The sequence below is a fragment of the Paenibacillus sp. 05T425 genome, assembly GCF_056396205.1.
Genome location: NZ_JBFTLA010000012.1, coordinates 1 through 23,135, shown reverse-complemented (window position 1 = coordinate 23,135; position 23,135 = coordinate 1). Strand labels below are relative to the sequence as shown.

Below are 23,135 nucleotides of genomic sequence, written 5' to 3'. Positions count from 1 at the left end.
GTGGGATAATAAAGAGTATAAATAGATATCTAGGCAGGAAGGAGCAACCAATGAGCTACAAAACCAACAACTCACGATCGCGAGCAGGAATTATTTATTCTATCGCGCTGCTGCTTCTTGCATGCATGCTGTTCATACCGCTTCCTTATTATATCTATCAACCGGGCACCGTAGAGAATATTGCGGATTACGTCAAAGTGGAGAACGGTGCGGCTTCGCAGGAAGGCAGCTTCAACCTGACGACCGTCTTCAGTTCTAAAGTCAGCAACACCTTCACGCTGCTGTATGGGCTGCTCGCCCCGGATACGGAAGTCCGCAAGGCAAGCCAGGTCCGAGGCAACCTCACGACTTCACAATACAAAGCGCTGCTCGAGCATATGATGAAGCAATCGCAAAATAGCGCCGTTGTAGCGGCGCTCGAAGCTTCGGGCAAGCAAGTTCCTTTGAAGTATACGGGCATATTCGTACAATCGATCTATGCCGGCTCCAAGGCGAAGGGAATTCTGTTCCCGGGAGATATTATTAACGAGGCAGACAGCAAGCCTATTACGAAGCTAGACGATATGCTTGCTTTACTTGATGCCGGGAAGAACCCTGGCGACACGATCACGCTAGGCATACTGCGCGGAGATCAGCAGCTCAAGCTCGATGTTGAACTTTACGGCCTCCCTGGAAGCGAAGTGACATCTAGCAAGGCGTATCCGCGAATAGGACTTGTAACGGAGGACCAGTTCAAGATCACTCCGCCTATTAAGGTCGAATTCACTGTAGCGAACATAGGCGGACCTTCCGCGGGACTCATGTTCGCGCTCGAAATTGCGGATCAACTAGATCCCGCTGAACTGACACATGGACGAAAGATTGCAGGTACCGGTACAATCGATACAGCCGGCCATGTCGGTCAGATCGGAGGCATTCGCGATAAGATCATCGCAGCCGAGCGTGCTGGCGTGGATCTATTTTTCAGCCCTGCTGACGTGAATCCGACCGACAGCAACGAAAAAGATATTTTGGACGAAGCTCAGAAGCGGGGTTACGATATTACGATCGTGCCCGTCAGCACTTTGGACGAGGCACTAGATTACTTAAGTCATCTGGATACCTCAGCATAAACAATAAGAAGCCCCGAACCCAGCTCCTGCGAGCTTGGTTCGGGGCTTTACGTATTACGAGAGCTTGCCTGACTTGTTCAGCAGCTCGATCAACATTTTCGCGACTTGCTCGCGGGTAGCGGCAGCATTCGGAGCGAAGCGATCATCGCCTACACCGTTAATGATACCAAGCTTATAAGCTGCTTCAATGCTTGCGACTGCGTATGGTGATGCTTCGTGTATGTCCTTGAACTTGAATTCAGCTGCGCCTGCAGAAACCGCGGGCGAAGCCGATCCAACTACAAAGTAGTAAGCCCGAATGACCATTACTGCCAATTGCTCACGAGAAATGACCTCATCTGGCTTGAAGCTGCCGTCCTCATATCCTTGAATAATACCAAGCTTGTTAAGCTCCTCCACATAACCGGCATAGTAGGCATTGTCAGACACGTCGTTGAACTTGCCTCCAACAGCAGCAGCCGGCTTCAAGCCGAGCGCTCGCCCTAACAAAGCAGCGAATTGGCCGCGAGTTACCGTTCCCTTCGGATCAAAGCGGTCTCCACCGACTCCGCTCGTAATATGGCGGGCAGCCAACAGCTCGATATAAGCTTTCGCCCACCCTTCCTTCACGTCCGAGAAGCTCTTGTTATATTGCATAATGACATACTCACTGAAATGTTCCGTGCTAAACGTAAGAATACTGCCTATTAGCGTTCCGCCTTTAAACTCCAATGTGCCGTCTTCCTTCACGTAGTAAACGCCTGTCTTCAGCTTATTCGTAATGAGCGCCAGCTCATCCGCGCTAAGCGTTATGCTGATCTGCACATCTGTACCGAAGCTGTTCACGTAAGCTGTCTCGCCAGCTCTATTGACGAGCTTGACGCCAAAGCTATAGATTTCGCTAATTGCCGCATAACCGCTATCCTTGGCCGCAATAGCCGATTTCAAGCGCGCTTCCGCTGTCTCTTCCAACAAGCTGCGCGATATAACCGCATATTCAGCCCTATTTAACTCGGCTCCGCTTAGCGCTCCTGCGGCTATCTTAATCGTCATGCCCTCGTATACGAGCTCCAAATCCACGCCAGCCTCACGCGCTTTCTCAAGCATCGCTGCCGGAATGCGCACATCAACTGCTTCGCCAGCAGCGACCGCAGGTATATGGACCTGCACCTTGCCTTCGCCGCGCGCGGCCGCATCAATCGCAGCTCCAAGCTGATCGGCTGCCACCGTTGCCGTCCGCAAGCCTGCATCTCCGCTTACCTCAGCGATTACCTCAACCGTCGAACCAACCGGCACTTCCGGCACAACACCGCTATTATCTCCCGACACTTTAGCTGGGCCGGCTATAACGAAAGTTCCGCCATCTAATATACTTGGTAGCGTCACAGTAACCGTCTTGTCGCTCGCAACCACTAGCGGCTGTCCGCTGTATAACTCCTGAACCGTTGACCCTGCCTTGTAAGGTACGGAGAACGTCACCTGCTTCTCATCCGTCTTGGTCGAAATGCCCACGTATACGCTTTGACCCTTATACGCCCGCTCGAACAAAGTGAAACCAGCTTCATCGCTTCCCGCTACCTGCGTTCTCGTTCCCTTGGAGAACACCTTCGAGTATTGCGCGCGGATATTGAGCATTTTCTTATAATGGTCGAAAATATGATTGTAAGCCGGGTCGTCCAAACCGTCCCAATTCAGATCGTAACGGTTCTCGTTCACGTCGCCCGCCCCCATATCTTCAGCCTTCACGCCCGATTGCCCAAGCTCTTCACCGTAATAAATGACCGGTTGGCCCTTGGCCGTAATTTGCAGCGAGGCTGCAATCTTCTGCTTAGCTTGCACAGCCGCGAGCATCGAAGGCTCAAGCGTTCCATCGCGGAACTTCTGCCTGTCCTCATCGACAAGCAAGCTGATGAGGAATCCCTCCTCATCGTGGCTGCTAAGGAATTGGCCGAAGGTCGCCGTGTTGTCAATCATTTCGTCGCGTTGCGCTAGCTCCTGCTCTACGCTGTTTATTCGGCCATCGACGAAATCTCGCGCAATGACCTTGAATTGGAAATCAAGCTCGGAATCGAGCATGCCGCTCCGCAAATAACCGCCATCGTTGTTCACGCTTGCGCCGAAATTTTCACCAATAAGCTTGAAGTCCGGCTTGATCTTCGTCAGCGCGTTTTTGAAAGCCATCCACGTCGTATTCTCGACATGCTTCACCGTGTCGACACGGAAGTAGTCAATCGTATTGCCCTTCGCCGTCATCGACTTCTCAATCCAATCCGTCTGCCATGCTACGATCTGCTCGCGCACTTCAGCAAGCTCGGTCTTCAAGTCTGGGAGCTCAGCTAACGAGTAGCGAACGACAGGATCCTCATCCTCATCGCGCAGCATGCCTGCGAACACCTGCTGCTCCTCGGCTGTCGGCAAGTTCGTTAATCCAGACCATCCGCTTGCTAATGCGTCCAGTCCGTAGCCGGTATGGTTAAGCACAACGTCTACCATAATCTTGATGCCGCGCTCATGAGCCGCGTCGATCAGTTCCTTGAAGTCTTCCAGCTCGCCCAGATGCTCGTCAATCGATGTAAAACCTTTCGCCCAGTAGCCATGGTAGCCATACTGTTGACCGTCGAAATCGACGCCCTTGTTAAAGTCGATATTATCGACAATCGGCGTAATCCAGATCGTATTGATACCGAGCTCATCCAGATAGCCGAGCTTCTCGGTAATGCCTTTGAAGTCCCCGCCATGATAGGTTTCGAGATGCGACGTATCATAGTTCTCCCCGTTCGGGTCATCATTCGATGGATCTCCATTGAAGAAGCGATCCGTCAGCATGAAATAAATGCGTGCCTCATCCCAATCGAAGTCGTCTGCTCCGCCAACCGTTTTTCTTGTTGCCACACGTACTTTGGCGGTATGCATATGCTTATTTCCATAGATATCAATGGCTGTAATCGGAATGTTCTTCAGACCGGTCGTTACCGTGTCCTTCACTGCAATCGTCAGCTCATTAAGCTGAGGGTCAATGAAGGTCACCGCATTGCCGCCAATCGATCTTAGATCTGCATAGAGACCCGTCATAGGGGTATCATCTTCGGCGGTCAACGCTATCTTCAATACCGCATTTTCATTGTACGAAATCGTAGAAGGGCCTACTTCCGACGTCATGCTTACAGTTGGCCTCTTATACGTCAACGTAGATACGCCATCTACCGTGTTGCGAGGATCCGTTACTTCCGTCGTAACATCATCCTTCGTAACAAGATAAGTATAGGTTAGCGTCCCTTCAGTAAGGGCATTTAACCTATAGCTGAATCTTTCATCCTCCGCATCGTAAACCATCKGGTATTCGCTATCGCCAATCTTCAGCTTCACGCCATCGATCAAATGCATCTCTTCAGTCTCGAACAACGCATCGTCCCTGTAGTAGAAGGTAGCCCCGCCATCCGCCAATACAGGCGCAGAGCTTGCCGGCAGTGTGCGGAATGCACCTTGTCCGCCGGTTACGATGACCTTCGTCAGCGGCTCCGTGCCGGTAACAATTACTCAGTCAAAATTCTGATCGATGACAGCGGTCTCCCAATCAAAGCCTTTGCGCAGCTTGAAGCCCATTTGCTTCGTCTGCTCGCCAATCGCTATATCGGCAACTGCCTTGCCATTATCGAATTTCGTGAACAATACAGTCCCGTTCGTCTTACCCGTATCCCATGTCCAAATGTTCCAATCGGTGTAGTCCGCATCCTCACGAATATATTGGAACCGTACTTTCCGCTGAAGCGGGATTAAATCTTCAATAACCGGCTTTTCGTAAAAAACGGTCGATATCCCTTCAACGATCCATGCCTCTACGGAATTGCCGCTTTGAATCGCTACTTTGCGAGTCGAGTCTTGCTGGGACCAATCATTGTTTTGCACAGACAACCTCGGAATCACATTAATCTCCGATTGTTGGAACTTGTACGCTCCTGTCGCATAGCCTTCATCTGTCGAATCCGTAAACGAATACCCTTGGCCGTTCACCCCTTGAGGCCACAGCCATAGATTCCAATCATTAGCCGTGCCATCKAACCGATAATAATGAATCGTGAATGTGTTCATCTTCTCGACGATCGAAATGATTTGTTTCTCCATATAGCCATCATACTCTGCAACAACGGTGACTGTACCGCCTGCCTCTGCATCCGCAGCCGCAACCAGGCTATTGCCTACGATAGATATTCCATCAACGGGCTGCTCCAAGCTCCAGACAGGTGTTACGGCCGTTGCTGGCGTATTGTCGATGCTCTGCAGATTAGCCGTAAGCGGAAGCTCTGCTCCTTGCTCAATCGCACTCGGATTATTTAAAATAAGGCCAGGAACGACAGCTTTGGAATTGCCTCCGCTCGTAAGCGGGTTAAGCGAATCCAGCAGATCTCCTGTCCAGCTGCCATTATTCGGCACGAATTTGTATTCATACATGCCGGCAGCAAGCGGTATCGTTACACTGAATACACCATCCGTCTTCGCCAGCGGAATCGCATGATCAATATCCCATCCGTTCATCGCGCCTACTAAGTAAAGGGACGGACCGTCGTATACAACATTGAACGTTACCGTGCCGTCCCCGTTAATGACCGGACTCGACAGCAGCTCGTCAACGATTCGAATCGTACGCGTGACCGACTTGCCGCCGCCCGATTCACCAATCACATCCACCGTTCCCGCAGTCGCCGTTTCATCAACGATTAACGTGCCATCACTAATCGTTACGCCATCCTTAGGTGCTGCCAGCGAATAGTCAAGCTCCTCCGTATCATCCTCATTGCCTGTAAAATAGACGCCGGTTAACGTTGTCGTACTGTCTGTCAGTACTTCGAACGGTGCATCAAACACAATGCCAGGCACGGCAACGCCTGGATTGCCACCCTTAATAATCGTCGTATTAAGCGGATCTCCATGCCAGGTATTTCCTGGATACGACGCAAGTCCATAGGCATACCATCCAGCAGGGAGCTCTGCCGTGTAAGACCATATATCGTTGTTACCCTTCGTGAGCTCGCGCTCGTTCCAGCCGCTGAACTCCCCCTTCACGATAATGCGCTCTTTGCCTGGAATCCCGCTCGCTGTTCCATCAAAATAAAAGGTAACCTCCGCCCCCGTATCCGACGTCGTGCCGATAACCGGGCTTTGCAGCGTCTGCGCTTCTGGCGGATCTTGCGCGTAGACCGCCGGGGCCGCCCCTGTGATAGCGCTTACAAACATGACCAGCACCATAAACCTGGCAGCACTTTTCTTAAGCATTCGTTTCATCCCACGCTTACCTCCTCATGTGATAACTTCTATGTTCCCCCACAGTTGTGCAAACGTTTGTGCAACTTCTTGAAAATAACGCCAACCTCATCCATCCAAAGATAAAGTAAGCGCTTTTATTTCCTGAAGCTAGTGTACAACAAGATGGATTGTTATTAAATGGTGATATTCTATCGAAATCCGCCAAATTCATAAAGTAACCGTTTACAATTTCAACCAATCACTTGTTATCTTCGTTTTCCTTTAATTATCATTTTCATAAAGCTCAAATCATTCCGATTCAAATTCTCTTTTAGCAAAACTCATCTCCATCAATGTGCAAACGTTTGATCATTCGCTAATTCTCGACAGTCGGCCCCAAAAAGAAGATGGCGAACGAGGTATCCCCTCATTCGCCATCCATCCTATTTATTTCGCGAAATACGCGATTATCGTCGCGATTTCTGCTCTTGTGATCGTTTTCTTAGGTCGTAGTGTACCGTCTTCATAGCCTTTGATAATACCTGCTTCAACGAGAGCCGTCAACGCTTCCCTTGCCCAAGGCGAGACGCCTTCCAAATCGGCGATCTTCGTACCACCCGTTGATGGTGCAGGAAGACGATCCTTCACTGCGCGATATAGAATGACGAATGCTTCCTCTCTCGTCATTTGCTGTCTTGGCCTGAAGCTGCCATCCTCGAATCCCTTCACGATACCCGCTTCTGTCAAAGCTTGAACATATGAGCCGTACCAAGCATTGGCTACCGTATCGGTGAACGATAACGATGGGCTTGTTGGTGCTGCCAAACCGAGTAAACGGAACATGACCGCCGCATATTCGGCACGGGTCATGCGCGCATCCGGCTTGAAGCTGCCATCCGGATAACCGCTTAATATCTTCTTTCCGGACAGTTTATCGATTGCTTCACTAGCCCAATGATTTTTCGTATCCGTGAATGGTGATTGCGGCTGCGAAGGTTCAGTAGGATCCGTCGGATCTACCGGAATTTCCGGTTCTGTCGGTTCTTCGGGTTCTGTCGGTATTTCCGTCTCCCCATTGCCGTTGCCATTGCCGCTATTCGGGAGATCGCCTACGGCGAAGCCCCAAATATCCGAAAGCGTATAACCGCTGTTCGCGTCTTCGGCAGCTACATACCATTCATAGTAGCGATTCTCTTTCAAGCCGCTCCAAGTAACGGTAGCTTCCGAGCCGCTTGCTGCATTTTGAACCGTACCGATCTTCTGATCCGTATACACTTTGACGCCAAAATAGTCCGTCGCTACCCGTTTGTTCATCTCTCTGAGATCAACGTCCATATCGAACTCATCCTTGCCTGGATACTCAGTCGGATCGTAGTAGTTATAGTCGTCCAAGTAAGGCGAATACGTCTTCATATGGATTTGGTTGTTCTTCAGATCAAACTGCATCAAGCGAATATATCCGAGTCCGCCCATCTCTGCGCCTTGATAATCGGCCAACATTTGATACACTTTGCGGTCCGGCGTTCCGTCCCCGTTGTCGTCAATCTCGTCCACGAGCGTCTCGGCGTCATGGTAATGGCCGGAGAGCGTAGCGATGACGTTCGGATTCGGTACGACGACGCGCTCATAGATTTTATCCGCAATCGGTGCGCGATTGTTCGATACGAGCATGTATTCATGGAAGGCCAGGATCGCCTTCCGATCCGGATACGCCGCGACAGCATCGTTGACCCATTGAATCTCGTCGTCGCCGATATTCCAGCCCATATACACGATGATGAAATCGACGCCGCCAGCGGAAATCAGGTCGTAATGGCCGCGGTTATTTTGATACGAGCCGCCGTAGTGCGGTTCATCCTTAAAGCGGTCTTCCCCGTAATGCTTCCAATAGTAGCTGTAATCCCCGGTTTGATGCGACACGTCATGGTTACCGGCAAGAACGCCGTAAGGCATGTTCGCATCCTCGAGTACTTTCATGCTTTTGTTCGCTTCCGTCCATTGATAAGCCTGATCGGCGTCGTCAACAATGTCGCCCGTATGGATGACATATTTGATGTTCATCTCGTCTTGGCTGTCGACGATCCAATTAACGTTGCCCTCATAAATCTCCGGATAGCTCTCGGAATAATATTGCGTATCCGACATCCATACGAACGAGAAATCATATTCGTCCTGCGTGACAGGCAGCTCATCCTGCACCATCGCATGAATGACGCCGCCAGCGTTGTAATCGCCGGCCTTTACTTGCGCGCTAAGCGTAAAGTCTTCTTCACCGGCTATTTTATAATCCAGCAGTGCCCATTTGCCTGCCTTCTGATCCCATGCATAAAGGCTGACTTTGCGCCCCTCCAGCGACTTGCCGCTCCACTCGATATCGACGAGATCGCTCGCCTTCACCGACGAATCCAGCTTCATGTCGAAGCGATGATACGGGAACTGGTTAACGGAATCGTTGACGAGATACTCGCCATCGGCTTTCGCAATCTTCGCATAATCTTCCTTTGTGAACAGCTGCTCCCCGCCTGGCTGAAGCTGCTTCGGCGGCTCTGTATCGGAAGCGCCCGAATAGGCCGTGAAGCCCTGCTTGCTCAGTGCATCAAAGTTAAAGCCTTTATAAAACGTCAGCTTAAGCATATCGCCCATCGGATCGGTTGCCTTTACCGTCAGGTTGACGCGATTCGCCGTCAGGCTGGAACCGTTCAGCGGCGCGATAAGCTCCGGCTTATCCGGATTTTCATTCGGCACGTTGAACGTAATCGTACGCTCGCTGGCGTTGCCTGCTTGATCTGTCGCTTTGACGGTTAGCGTATGCTCTCCGCTCGTCAGCTTTCCGGAAGATGTCGCGTACGGAAGCTCGATCGCTTCTCCGTCAAGAGCAGCCGTTACCGACTTGACGCCAGCCAGAGCATCGCTCACAACAGCATCGATAGTCAGTTGACCGCGGTAAGTCTCTCCGTCTTGCAGCGAAGGCGTAATCGTAGGAGCCGTGTTGTCGACCGTTACTTCAGCCGATACGCTGCTTGCCCCGCCGGCGGATACCGTTACCGTATGCTTACCGTCGGTAAGCTTTGTCGTATCCCAAGCGAGCGCTTTGGAGCGAAGCATGTCTTCTTCAAGCGTCAAGTTGAACTCGATCGCCGGGAATTTGCCCGCGCTGTCACCCATCTTGATATCCTTTGACTTATCGGCATACAACGAATCATAGATAACTGTGCCGTCCGACAGAACCAGCCGCACATTGCGCACCTTGAAGTCGTCCTTGTTCTCCTCCGGACGGTTATCGAATGGTCCGGTCTTCGTTCCTGCGCGGATAGCGATCTTATTATCGCCCAGCTTCAGCCTGTCGCTGGCGATTAGATAATTAAGCGTCGTATAGGTGTTGATTGGATCCATGAACGTATAGAGGATTTCCTCACCCATCGTAACCGCGTTTTTGAAATAATAATTGACCTCGGCCGCTTCGAAGGCAAAGTACGCGTCATGCTCAAGCGCACGGTACGTATCGCTTTGAACGGCTTCGTCCACGGTAAGCGTCAGTGCGTCCGCATCCTCGCTCTCGGAAGTCGCTTTCAGCTCGAATATGCCGGACACGAGCTTGCCGTCCTTTGCATTCAAGCGCAACTCCGAACGATCGGATCCGCCCGTAATGTTGACGCGTACAGGAGCAGATTGCTCCTTATGGGTACCATCGGAAGCCTCGAAGTAATATTCGACGTAGGCTTTGCCTACCATTTCCGGCGAAGCCACGGTGAAATGGAACATTTTATCATCGTAATCCTCGTACAAGTAATGCTTCGTATAACCCGCATCGGCGTTCGTTTTCACATACACCGTCACTGTCCGAACTTCGCGGTCGTCCCGAACGTCGGCAACCAGTTTAAGCGTCTCGGACTCCGCGACCTCCGTTAAAGCCGTTACATCATCGATGACTGGAGCATTTGTATCCGCCGTCAAACGGATAGGGTCGGCAGGCTTCTGGATGACCTCTAACGAACCTGGCGTAGCCGCTTTCGTGCCTATGCTATATTTGAACGATTCGACGGATCCGTTCCTCGGGTATGCATAATAGATGCCTTTGCTGTCCGACGTTTCGCCAGGAAGCGCCCCGTCATAATAGACCGCTGATACTTCCTTATGCGTATTTGTCCCAATGACAACGCCACGTCTGGAGCCGTTCGCCATCCCGTCGGAATACACCTTGAATAGCGACTCGCCTTCCACAAGGTCAACGCCGAACTGCGCGTTGAAATCCGCTGCCGTTTTAGCCGTATTGGCGCTGTTAATGACCCAGAACACGACGGAGCTTTCTGCTGGAATCGTAATGTCCTCGCGATCCGTTGGCCAGATGACGTCCGCCGAAGGACCGGAGTCCGTATACCGGTAGTAGAGCTTATAATCTTGGAAGTTGATATCTTCCGTGGTATTGTTATAAATCTCGATAAACTCGTAGCCGTCCGCGCTGCCTACGTTCACGCTGTTCGGCAGCAGCTCCGTTATAAGAAGCGGAGGTACTTTGTTCGCATTAAATACAGGGAAGCCGGTAACCGGCAGCTCGTAATGCTCCGATTCAACCGTGTGGACGCTATCCTTGGCTTGCACGTAATACTCGAGCTTGGATTCGACTTGAGCCGCCCTTGGAATAGATGCCTTGTATACGCCGCCGCCAGTCGTCGTCATTGCGGCAGCCGTATAATATTGCTGCGATTCCGACTTATAATAGAGCGCAGCCGATACCGGGTCGTCGGTCTTTCCTTGGTCGCTCTCCGCATTGGCGATCGCAACCGTAATCGCGGCATCGCTGCCTAGTTGAACGCCTGCCGAAGGCGTATGCGTAATGACCGGCGGCATATTGCCGCCCGGCGGAACCAATTGCTCCGCAGCGACGCGGCCCGGCGTCGCTGCAGCCGTGCCCGCGCCGGCCATCATCAGCATGCTTGTCCCGCTAATTGGGACGCTATAGAAAATCCCTTTGTCAGGTACGGTCTGAGCGTCGTTCTCATACGCGGCGGACACGATTTCTTTGCCGCTCTTGCTCTTAACAACGAGCGTCCTCGGGCCGCCATTTGCCATGCCTCCCGTTTGAGCCAAACGGAACAAATCCACGCCCTCCGCGAGCGCCGCTCCTCCATAATTCGCATTGAACATATCTGCGGTTGCTGCGCCGTTATCCGCATTTATAACCCATAAGACGATCGCATCGCGTGCAGGAATGGTCACTTCATCCGCCGTCTGCAGCGGCCAACGCGTATCCGTGCCGCCATTGCGGTAGTAGAGTTCGTAATCATTCAAACTCACCGCTTCGGATGAAGGATTATAAAGCTCAATAAACTCATAACCATCCGATGCTCCTACATTCGTTGAATCGGGAACAAGCTCCGTGATGAGCAAGGAGAGTTCCTCCGGCTCATTAGCAGGCTCCTCCCCTTCCGGCGTGACGTTCACATCGTACGTCTCGGAGACAACAGACGGATCGCCAGATTCGTCCTGCGCCTCGATGTAGTAAGAGAGTACGCTATTGTCCGCGAACGCTTCGTGCGGAATCATCGCCGTCAAACTGTAGTCCGTACCGCTAGCTCTAACTATAGTTTCTCCGCCTAGCTGCGTGTACTCGGATTGCTCGTCAGTCTTATAGTACACCGATGACGTTACGGTTCCGATATAATCGGTCAGCTCGGCCGTGATCGTATAATCGGCAAGTCCCGTCTCTGCAGCAGGCGCATGAACGATAGCGAGTGAAGATTCATACGAAGCGCCAGAGCCTGAAGACTCGTCAGGCACTTGCCCCGCTTCGGCGAGACCAGGAGTAGCGGCCTTCGACCCCGGATTCGTCATCATTCGCATCTGAACCGATCCGTCGATCGGATATTTGTACAGAATGCCTTTGTTCTTCACCGTCTGTGCATCATTCTCGTAGGATGCCATCGCGATGATTGCGCCACCTGCGTCCTTGATTAAGATGTCGCGAGGTGAGGAGTTGTGCAACCCTCCGCCGCCGTTCAAGCGGAACAAGGATACGCCCTCAACTAAGCTTGTTCCGTAGTTAGTGTTAAAATCAGCCTCAGTAAACGCGGTGTTCGAAGCATTCATAATCCAGAACGCCACCGACTGATGCGCCGGAATCACGATATCCCCATCGGCATCCGTAGCATTCCAAGGCGTATCTGTCCCGCCATTCCGATAGACGATCGAGTAGTTGCCATCAAAATCAATATTCTCATCTGTATTGTTATAAACTTCAATAAATTCATAGGCATCGGTTGCAATCGTAGGTGATATATTTTCGCTATCAGGCACCACCTCTGTAATCAACAGCTTCGGTATTGAATCGTACGGTACGGGTACCGCGCCTGCCGGAGCAGGGATTAATCCTAGCGTCATGCTGCCCAGCAGCAGCATTGCCATTCTTTTTCTCAACTTGTTCAAAACGTAAAGCACCTCTTCCATTCTATTTTCTAGGTTAGTTCGCACGTAGGCTCAGTAGTGCATTTTACAGACCTTATGTATGAGAGGCGTTAACGTTCTATGAAAAGTTTGTAAATGGATTTATAATAACGACTAGAAAGTGATTAGGAGGATTATAGAGTATGGGGTATGTTTCCGAGGTATCGAGGCAATTGTACGACTATTCTCCCGCTTTAACGAAAAAAGAAGATTTCGACCAATTTTGGTCGGACACCCTCCGTCAGGCAAAATCGGTACCGCTTCAATCCGCAAAACAGCAAATCGATTATCCGAGCCCGCTTGTCAGCGTGTACGATATTTCCTATTGCGGAATGGACGAGACGAGGATCAATGGTTGGTTTATCGTGCCTACGTTCTTAGGTAAAGACAACTATCCATGCATCATTCATTATCATGGATTCACCGGCAGCCGCGGCACGCCATCAAACTTTATGCACTGGATAACGATGGGCTTCGCCGTTCTATCAATTGATGTCCGAGACCAAGGCGGCAGCACGGGCGACAGCGCCGTCTATACGAGCGGACACATGACGAACGTGATCTGCAAAGGCGTACATAACAAAGACGAATATTATTTCCGTCACGCCTACATGGACTGCTTGAAGGCGATCGACTTTGCTTGCCAGCAACCGGAAGTGGATCCGGCCCGGATCGTCATCGAAGGCGGCAGCCAAGGCGGCGCGCTCGGCATGGCGGTATGCGCGCTGGACGACAGACCCGTTCTGGCGCTCGTCGACGTGCCAAGCAACAGCAATATCGTAAGCCGCGTCGAAGGCAATCACGGCGCGTTCGCGAGCGTTACCGATTATTTGAAGAGACACCCAGAGCAAACCGATCTCGTATTCGATAACCTGAGCTATTTTGACACGATGAATATGGCGGACCGGATTAAATGCCGCGTCTTCGCCTCGGCAGCGCTGAAAGACGAGGTATGTCCTGCGCAAATGTACTTTGCCACTTATAACCGAATCACTAGCGAGAAAGAAATCGTCCTCTATCCTTTCAACGGTCACGAGGGCGGCGGCTCAGGTCATTTGGAGAAAAAGCTGGCGTTCGTTCGAGCGCATTATTCGGAGTGGTTTGAATAGCATTTGAAATAAAGGGAATTCCTCCAGTTATTTATTGGCAAATACCGCAGGAAGTATAGAATAACGGGATTTCCTCATGTTAATTTCACCAATATCACCCATTCGACTGAGAAACAGAATTCTTAACGGGAGAAATTCCATCTATTTGATAAAAGTTGACAGGAAGGTCAGCAATAAAAGGAGAAATTCCAGTTATTTCGTTCAATACCTATTTGACCAAGGTCGAAGGGCACACCGAAGCAAAACAAAGGCAGGCAAGGACATCTATTGCTAGAGTCCTTGCCTGCCTCTTTTGTTATTTATCCAACAAGCCTGCTGCTTGCAGCATATTGTATATCACGACTGTGCCTTGCGCGCGGTTAGCCGCTGCCGTTGGAGCGAAGCTGCCGTTCGGTTGTCCTTGCACGATACCGTGCTTCACCGCGTAGGCTATTGCCTTCTTCGCCCACGGTGCAATGTTGTCCTTGTCTGTGAACGAGGCCAATAGCTGCGTCGTTTCCTCATCCGACAGCTCGACTGCCGCACCTGTAAGCTTAAGCGCATTATAGACGATGGTTAAGAGCTCCTGACGGTTCACCTTTTGGTTTGGTCTGAACGAACCGTCGGTGAATCCGCTTATGATGCCGAGCTCGCTTGCCGTTGCAATCGCTCCGCCATACCACTGCTCTGCCGCCACATCCGTGAAGCTTGGCGACTGGCTGGATGCAGAGGAAGCTTCCTGAATGCCCAGCGACCTTAAGATCAACGTCGCGAACTGTGCCCGGTTCAGCTCTCCGAATGGCTGGAACAGCTCGTCCGTCATACCATTTACGATAAATTTGTTGCTAAGCACTCCGATCGCATTMGCTGCATATGGAGCTGCCGTTCCGTCCGAGAATGTATTCGTATGACGAATCACTGTAAACACAGCATCGCCCTTCAAATGGAGAACTGCAGTCTGATTGACGCCGAACAACGTAGGCAACGGATACGATACCGCACCGCTAGAGTCAAGCGCTACGCCCATATGTTCGCGGCCGATTGGATTGCCGGAAACATTCGATACAGGCAACAAGAATTGCGCATAACCACGCTTGAATACGACCGGCTTACTTTGGCCTGACTTCGATATTGCTGTAAGTCCGAACCGTACAGTCGAAGCCCCGATTGGCTGAACAGCTCCACCGTCGCTTGACGGAATGAGTGTTTCCTTGGACACACGAATCCGTATCGATGCAACATCTCCGTCCAATTCTCGCAATAGATCGGCAAGCTTCAGCTTCAGCGTGCCGAAGCCCGTCCGCAGCTCGATAACGGCATTGGGACTCGTTAATGCCAGCTGGATAAGCGACTGCGGAAGACCGAGGTCGATCCAATTGCTGTTCGCGTCGAAACGCAATACGATGGAATCCGGAGCATCCTCGCTGCCTAGCAGCTGTTCCACGCCCGCCTCGCTAATGTCAACATTAACTCCGCCTGCGCCAGCTGTAACTATAGCATCCTTCAGAAGACCTTGCGCCGCTTCATCCTCCTGACCGTCAACTACAACGTTAATCGGAGGCGCTGCTTCCGGTTCCGTCACTGCCTCTTCAGGTCCGCTATTATTGCCGCCTGAGCCTGAACGGCTTACGGACAACGTATATTCCCGCTTCACACTATCTTCGGACGTTACCTCGACCAAGATCGTTTTTGATGCGCCAGCCGCGATGGAGATGGCAGCCGAGGCCTCCCCGCTATCGACAACGGCGCCGTTAACGATAATCTGAGCATCCTCATCAAATGCCTCCGGCGTTAACGTGAACTTGCTGTCGCCCGCGCCAAGCGTAATCGAATACACCTGCGTACCTGATTCGAACGGCGTATTCCATGTCCCTTTGGATGAAGTTAATCCAGCAAGACGGTTAGCCGTAAAAGCAAACTTATTCAGCGTGCTGCCATAGAAGTCGGTTGCGTAGACGTCACCGTTGCCGTCTACGCCAACTTTGCCCAAACCATGGAATGATCCTTCGTCCGTTCCCCAAATTTCATCCACCAACAACCCTTCGGGACTGAATTTGAGAATAGATCCGCTGCTTGAATCCGCCACATACACATTTCCCGCTTCGTCTACGTCAATATCATTAATAGAGCCTATACTCCAATCACCCTCAAGCCAATCCACCGACACCTGTTCCCCTTCGAATGAAAAAACTTGAATAACACTGGAGGTAGAAGCATACACAAGCTCTCTTTCATTGTCTACGGCAATAGCAGTTGGATTGAAATAATAGGAATCTACTGCAATCCCCTCGAATTCGCGAAGCTCATTCCCGCTTGGATCCAGCACGAGGACTCTATGACCTACATTGTCCGCCACGTATACGTTGTTATTCCTGTCTATCTCGATATCTCTAGGATCGTTAAGATACGTATAGAAGGGAAGCAGATCACCGCTAGCGGCGGCGTATTTATAAAGATTGTAAAAGTCCGATATATATACGTTGCTATCGGAATCCACGGCAACTCCCGTAGGATAGAAATTGTTCCCCCCGCCTTGAGCTTGAACAAAGTTCAGATCGGAATCAAACTTCTGAACCCGCTGATTGCCAATGTCGGCTACATAAACAAACCCGTCCTTGTCGATAGCGACATGATCTGGATAATAGAACTTGCCAAGCTCGTCTCCGAAGCTTCCCCAGCTGTCAAGGGACTCAAGCTCAGCATTGAATTGTTGAATACGGGCATTATAGCTGTCGACGACATATACAAGTCCATCGCTCGATACGGCAACCCCCCTTGGGCTGTCAAATTGACCGCTCGCTACTCCTTCCGAACCGACCGCAATGCTTTCCCAATCCTCACCGAAACGAATAAGCTGGTCCCCATCCTCGTCGGTCACATACAGATGACCTTCTCGACCGAACGCTATATTTTTTATAGAATCGATCTCGACCGTACTGCCCTCCTGCCCGTTCTCCCACTCGTCGACTAACATACCATCCATATCGATGACGAGAATACGGCTGTTGCTCTCTGCTATGTATAATTGTCCGCCATTGCCAAAAACGATATCCTCTGGTGATTCAAAGCTTTGCGCCCCATCCGAGCCCAAATAACTGCTTGTGAACTGAATCCGGTTAGGATCGTCCACCTCTACATCAAGGAGCACCCAAATACGGTTCAATGAAGAATCCGTCAGCAGTACGTCGCCGCTTTCATCATGCACGGCAATCCCGCTTATGCTGTCGAACTGTTCCGCCCCATCCCATTCATTGACTACAGTGAAATTGTATTCCTCGTCAACGGATACCTTGTGTACCCTATGATTGTCATACACAACATACAAGTACCCGTCAGCGCTTATCGTAACTAACTCGGGATTCCCATCCCCAACCCAATCCCACTCAGCAAGCTCCTGCCCCGTTGGATCAAACACACGAATCTGCTCGTTGCCGGAATCGGCAACGAATACCGTACCTTCTCCGTTCACGGCAACGTCAGTCGCCCCATTAAAGTAGATATTGGACTCCGGCGCCCTCCGCTCAAATACGTAATCATCGTTCCCCCCGGCGGCGTTTGCCGTTCCAGACGTCCCTGCAAGCACGGTCGAGCCGACAACAGCAGCGGCAAACATAAGCTTCCCAAATCGTTGAACCAATGTGTGTCGTAAGTATGATTTCACGATAATCACTTCCCTTTCGTTACAACTCTATTAGGTGGGTATAAGGATACCTCGAAAAAAGTCGAAAAACGATTAACAAAAGTTAATCATCTATCGATTTTCAAATAAAAAGTCTTATATAATAGAAAGAAATTAGAAGTCTGTCGAATGATGCGGAGGAGCTATGATTCCAACAGCTGGATACATCCTGTTAAAAACGAAAACTACGCCGCCCGCCGTCAAAAGCGGGCTCATTTCGCGTGAAAGATTGGTTGCCGGAATAAACCGCAGCATGCAAGGTCGGCTAACGGCGGTATGCGCCCCTGCCGGATACGGTAAGACGACGCTGCTCAGCCAATGGATTAGCCAATGCGATTATTCCGTAGCTTGGGTCGCGCTGGATGAATACGACAACGATACGATACGATTTTGGCGATATGTGACTCAGTCATTAATTGAAGCGGCAGATGCCGTCCAAGCGGAGCGGCTAACAGAGCTGCTGCTTCATCTGCCCAATCTGTCTATAACGATGTTTATCGATGTGCTTATCAATGAGCTGTTCCTTGCCCTTGAGCCGCTTGCGCTCGTCTGGGATGACTATCAGTTCATTCACCTTGAGGATATACATACGAGCGTCGTCTACTTCATCGACTGGCTGCCTAAGCATGTCCATGTGCTTCTCGCCAGCCGCAGCGAGCTGCCGTTCCGGGTGGCCAAGTGGACGTCGCGCGGTGAGCATACCGAGGTCGATGCCCGTCAATTGCAATTTTCGCTGGATGAGGCTGAATCCTATTATGCAACGAGCACCGCTGTAGCGCTGACACGACTGCATGTAGAATCGCTGCATCAGCGAACGGAAGGTTGGATCACCGCCTTGCAGCTCATATCGATCTCGCTTGAAGGTGCCTCTGTTATCGAATCGATTATCGATAGCTTCTCAGGCGAGCATCGTATGATTGGCAATTATTTGTTCCAAGAGGTGCTTGCGCGTCTTCCCGAACCCGTTGCTCAGTTTCTATACAGGACGTCAATGCTGACTCGAATGGATGCCGAGCTATGCGACGCTTTAGCTGGAACGTTCGGCGGCAGCAAGATGCTCGAAGAGCTGAAAGCCCGCAACCTGTTTCTCGTTCCGCTCGATGAGAATAACGTTTGGTTCCGTTATCATCACTTGTTCGCCGAATTTCTTCAGAACCAATCGAAGAAGCTTCATATGGACCATTGGCTCGCCCATAACCGTAATGCAAGCATAAGCTTCGCAGCGCGAGGGTTCATGGAGGAAGCAATCGATTATGCGGTAGCTTCAGGCGATTTCCTGCTGACGGAACAACTGCTGGAGAAGCAAGCGCCGATAATGCTGCAGAAAGGCGAATTCGCTACGCTGGCTAGGTGGTTCGACAGCTTTCCCGCCGAATCCGAGCGACGTACGCCCGAGATGGGTTTGCTGAATGCTTTCATACTAATCGTGACAGGACAAGCACCACGCGCTGAAGCGATGATGGGCCACATTGAGAGCCAATTCGCTAATATAGAAGCTGGTGAACGACGCGGCCAGCTGCATAGCGGCTTGCTGTTCGTGAAGTCCAATCTGCTCTTCACGAGCGGATTGTTCGAGCAGTGGCTATCCTTCGCCAAGACAGATTCGATGCTGATGCTGCCGCAGGACTCGATCTACTACAATTTCAATTACAATTTATCGGAGCCGCTCGTCAGACGCACCTCCTTCGGCATGAAAGGCGTCCTTACCGCTGATACGGAAAGTATCGCGCACTTATTCACCGGCCTGCTCGCAGCCCACAACTGGAATGAATCGCTTATTAACCTTTATGTCATGCAGTCATTATGCGAAGGCTATTACGAATGGAATCGACTTGATCGTGCAACAGCGCAGATCCCCGCCATCGACCGCGCAGCCCGCGCCAAGAGAACGCTCGGCCTGTTCATCCCTAATCGAATTACGCAGGCGTATATCCATATGGCTGAAGAAGATCCGGAGCTTGCTCATCTCACGATCGACGAAGCTTTGCAGTTATCCAGCAGTTGGACAGGCTTTGATATGCACTGGCGCCATACCTTAATCGCTTGCAAAATCCGCCTGTACTTGAGTGAAGGCAAGCTTGCATCTGCGAAGAAGGAATTGCCGGGGCTAGGTGTCGCACCTAAGGATCGTCCGCTATTCAGCAGCTTTTACAAATATACGACCTATGTCCGTGTGCTTGCTGCCCAGCGCAAGGAGCTAGACGCGCTGCGATTGCTTCGCTTGCTGAGACCGCAGGCAGAACGAGAGGCTTGTTTAGTAAGCCTTGTAGAAATATCCATACTGACAGCGTGCATCGAAGAGCAGCGCGGGCAACGGGTCAAAGCGCTCCACTCGCTCCATGCGGCGCTTGTTATGACAGCGCCGTTCGGTTATATGCGCAGCTATCTCGATGAAGGCGACAAGCTCGCCTCCTTGATCCGCGCCTACGCGAAGCAGCGGGAGGCGAATAAGCTGGAGCCTGCGCTCATAACCGGTGTATCGGACGAGTATATGACCGCGTTGCTTGCGGCTTTCCCAACGAAGCCCCAAGAGCACGATGCTGCCTCCGCTCTGCCCGAACCGCTAAGCCGCGGCGAGCTTCAGCTTCTGTTGCTGCTTCGGAAAGGGGCCTCCAATAAGCAGATTGCCGCCGCTCTCACTCTTTCCGAGGGAACGGTTAAGGTGTATCTCTCCCGTATTTACGGCAAGCTTGGCGTATCCTCAAGAACACAAGCTCTGCTCGCCATACAAGACCTCCAATTGCTAGACGAAGAATAAGAAATTATTTCCTTAACTCGCTTCAAGAGGCGCAACCAATGCGCCTCTTGACTCGTTTATGGAAGTAACTGGACTTACTTGATTGCTGCTATTGGTTGCTATATAAGAGGAGGGTCATAAAGATGCGAAGAAAAGGCTTATTAGCCGCGTTGCTCGCCATCCTGCTGCTGATTTCGCCGGGAGGCGCAGGATTATGGAGCAGCGAAGCTGCAGCACAGGCGGAGATTGCCATTAAAGTGAACGGAGTCCCTCTAAGCTTGTCGACAGCTGCATTCATTGAGAACGGCAGCGTGCTCGTCCCGCTTCGGGAGATCGCCGAGGCGCTCGGAGCTGACGTTGGTTACAGGACGAGCGATAACGGAGCAAAGGAAGCAACGCTTATACGAGGTGAACAGACGGCTGCATTAACGATTGGCTCGACAACGATGATTGCGAATGGCAAATCGGTTAAGCTAGCCGTTGCCCCCCGTCTGCTGGGCAAGGTAACGATCGTACCGCTGCGCGCGCTATCGGAAGCGCTCGGAACTGTCGTCGCGTGGGACGCTCGGAACAAGCTCGTTACGATTAACGAGCCCGAAGAGCTTCCGGTTATCGGAACAGCGGAGAAGTTGAAGGAGATTATGCAGTCCGTCTCCCCGAACGACAACATTTATTACTTGGAAGGTGGAGTACTAGAAGATTCCAAGGATTCAGCGCAGGCGGACGGAGGCTCGGCCGCCCCTGAAGCAGAGGGAAGCGCAAGTAATGACTACTCTCAGACGAACGTGCAAGTCGCAGGCGTCGATGAGGCCGATTATGCCAAGACTGACGGACGGTTCATTTATCAGATCAGCGGCTCGCAGGTGCTTGTCATATCCATCGCCGACCCGGCTAAGCCTAAGCTGATTACACAGCTTGATTATACGTCCGAGAAAGGCTTCGTTCCGCAGGAGCTATATGCGGACGGCAAGAGACTCATCGTCATAGGCGGGAAGAGTACGTATGGCTACTATTTGTATGATAAAGGGCTTGTCGATACAGCTGACCCCGTGGCCGAGGCCAGCAACGAAGCTATCGACACCAAAGATTCCCCTTCGTTGGTAGACAAGAGAGCGATTATGCCTTCTATTCCTACTCGCAGCCTCGTCCAAACATTCGTTTACGAGATGGATGATTCCGGCATGCCAAAGCAAGTAAGAAGGATTGAACAAGAAGGCAGCTATGTCGACTCTCGCAAGGTCGGCAGCTCGCTCTATGTTATAAGCAATAAATTCAGTTATTATTACCCGGTACTCGATGACCGCAACACAGTCAGTCCTGAGGCCGTTCAATCCTTCGAGCCTGTATACGGGGACTCCGTAATATCCGATAAGCAGCAGTCGCTGCCGTTATCAGACATTCGTTATTTCCCTGGCTCGCAGGACAGCAGCATGCTTCTCATCGGCTCGCTCGATCTGGATCAACCCGAACAGAAGCTGCAGTTATCGGCTTATCTTGGGGCTGGCCAGACGGTATACGCTTCGGAGAAACATCTCTATGTCACGACGACGAAGTATGTACAACAATCAGGCAATTTGGGCACGGAGCAGACGCAAATTTACAAGTTCCGCTTGGATCAAGGCCATATTGTCTATATCGGCAACGGTTCAGTACCGGGCACCTTGCTTAACCAATATTCCATGGATGAGCATAACGGTTATTTCCGAGTCGCCGTCACGAAAGGAAATATGTGGGCTAGCGGTGCGGACACGGCAACGAACAATCTATATGTGCTGGATGAAAATTTGACGATAGCCGGCAAGCTGGAAGGACTCGCTCCCGGCGAGCGTATCTATTCCGTTCGCTTCATGGGCAATCGCGCCTATATGGTGACGTTCCGCAACGTCGATCCGCTCTTCGCTATCGACCTGCGCAATCCAGCCAAACCTGCCGTGCTCGGCCAGTTGAAAATACCGGGCTACAGCAATTATTTACACCCGTACGACGAGAATCATTTGATCGGCTTCGGCAAGGAGACCGTTCTCGTAACAACCGGCGAAGGTATGAGTCCGGATTCAGCGACCGCCTTCTACCAAGGGATGAAGATCGCCATGTTCGACGTTACCAACGTCAATAAGCCTATCGAGCAGTTCAAGGAAATCATCGGCGATCGAGGTACAGACTCCGAGCTGCTGAGCGACCATAAAGCGTTGCTATTTGCCAAGGATAAAGGGTTTATGGCTTTCCCGGTACAGCTTCATGAGATTAAGAACAAAGAAAATCTCGCGCCCGGCCAATTCCCGGCTTATGGCGAGTTCACTTATCAAGGCGCATACGTGTATAAGGTTGACTTGAAGCAAGGCTTCACCCTTCGCGGAACCATCACGCATCTGTCCGATGAAGATCTGCTTAAGAGCGGTCAATACGGCTTTGATTACAGCAAAGCGGTCAAACGCATCCTTTATGCAGGCGACACCCTGTACACGTTGTCGGACAGCATGCTGAAGGCGAACAACCTCGACAGCTTAAAGGAGCGCGGAAGCTTAACCTATCCGAAGTCATCCTATCCGAATACGGCTTATCCGGGCGGCCCGGAGACATTGCCGATGCCAATGATCGAAGAATAGGTCGAAACGAAGGCCGGAAATCGCGCTTGCTGCGGTTCCGGCCTTTTTGATATGAGCTATATTGGATTTCTGCACTAACTTTGCTCATCTTGAGTAAGGTTGGAGTTGAGTCCGTATACTTGTGTAAAAAGCTAGGATCTCAAAAAAAGGGAGCCATAGCCAGAATCCTCGTTTAGAATGGAGTTGTCGAGACAACATTCATTGGAGGGATTTTGGTATGACTCAATATCAGATTAGCGTAGATTCCGAACT

8 protein-coding genes are annotated in these 23,135 nt (G+C 51.2%); 4 read left to right on the top strand and 4 right to left on the bottom strand.

Going from position 1 to position 23,135, the window contains the following annotated elements:
* Positions 1-50: 50 nt before the first annotated feature.
* Complete coding sequence (locus AC1DF0_RS24340; RefSeq protein WP_477575642.1) at positions 51-1,112, top strand: SepM family pheromone-processing serine protease; 1,062 nt, start codon at positions 51-53, stop codon at positions 1,110-1,112.
* A gap of 54 nt (positions 1,113-1,166) precedes the next feature.
* Here AC1DF0_RS24340 and AC1DF0_RS24335 read toward each other — a convergent pair whose 3' ends face one another.
* From AC1DF0_RS24335 to AC1DF0_RS24325, 3 genes are all read right to left on the bottom strand, one after another.
* Positions 1,167-4,535, bottom strand: coding sequence for an alpha-amylase family glycosyl hydrolase (locus tag AC1DF0_RS24335; RefSeq protein ID WP_477575640.1), 3,369 nt, complete (start codon positions 4,533-4,535; stop codon positions 1,167-1,169).
* A 93-nt stretch (positions 4,536-4,628) separates the two neighbouring features.
* Positions 4,629-6,371 (bottom strand): pullulanase-associated domain-containing protein, encoded by a 1,743-nt coding sequence (locus tag AC1DF0_RS24330; RefSeq protein WP_477575638.1) that lies wholly within the window; start codon positions 6,369-6,371, stop codon positions 4,629-4,631.
* 408 nt (positions 6,372-6,779) lie between these two features.
* Positions 6,780-12,755 carry an S-layer homology domain-containing protein gene (locus tag AC1DF0_RS24325; RefSeq protein WP_477575636.1) on the bottom strand — a complete coding sequence of 1,992 codons (5,976 nt, stop codon included), beginning with the start codon at positions 12,753-12,755 and terminating at the stop codon, positions 6,780-6,782.
* Positions 12,756-12,916: 161 nt separating this feature from the next.
* Between AC1DF0_RS24325 and AC1DF0_RS24320 the strand changes: the two genes are divergently transcribed.
* Positions 12,917-13,882 (top strand): acetylxylan esterase, encoded by a 966-nt coding sequence (locus tag AC1DF0_RS24320; protein ID WP_442052252.1) that lies wholly within the window; start codon positions 12,917-12,919, stop codon positions 13,880-13,882.
* A 295-nt stretch (positions 13,883-14,177) separates the two neighbouring features.
* Here the strand turns inward: AC1DF0_RS24320 and AC1DF0_RS24315 are convergent, their stop codons facing one another.
* A complete protein-coding gene (locus AC1DF0_RS24315) occupies positions 14,178-17,522 on the bottom strand; it encodes an S-layer homology domain-containing protein (protein WP_477575633.1) in 3,345 nt (1,114 codons plus the stop codon).
* Between the two features lie 163 nt (positions 17,523-17,685).
* Here AC1DF0_RS24315 and AC1DF0_RS24310 point away from each other — a divergent pair, with 163 nt between their 5' ends.
* Positions 17,686-20,298 (top strand): winged helix-turn-helix domain-containing protein, encoded by a 2,613-nt coding sequence (locus tag AC1DF0_RS24310; RefSeq protein ID WP_477575631.1) that lies wholly within the window; start codon positions 17,686-17,688, stop codon positions 20,296-20,298.
* A gap of 122 nt (positions 20,299-20,420) precedes the next feature.
* A complete protein-coding gene (locus AC1DF0_RS24305; protein ID WP_442052255.1) occupies positions 20,421-22,883 on the top strand; it encodes a beta-propeller domain-containing protein in 2,463 nt (820 codons plus the stop codon).
* Positions 22,884-23,135: the final 252 nt, after the last annotated feature.

Excerpts from the sequence above, each read along its gene's own strand:
- AC1DF0_RS24340 (WP_477575642.1), top strand. The coding sequence starts at position 51 with ATGAGCTACAAAACCAACAACTCACGATCGCGAGCAGGAATTATTTAT.
- AC1DF0_RS24320 (WP_442052252.1), top strand. The coding sequence starts at position 12,917 with ATGGGGTATGTTTCCGAGGTATCGAGGCAATTGTACGACTATTCTCCC.
- AC1DF0_RS24310 (WP_477575631.1), top strand. The coding sequence starts at position 17,686 with ATGATTCCAACAGCTGGATACATCCTGTTAAAAACGAAAACTACGCCG.
- AC1DF0_RS24305 (WP_442052255.1), top strand. The coding sequence starts at position 20,421 with ATGCGAAGAAAAGGCTTATTAGCCGCGTTGCTCGCCATCCTGCTGCTG.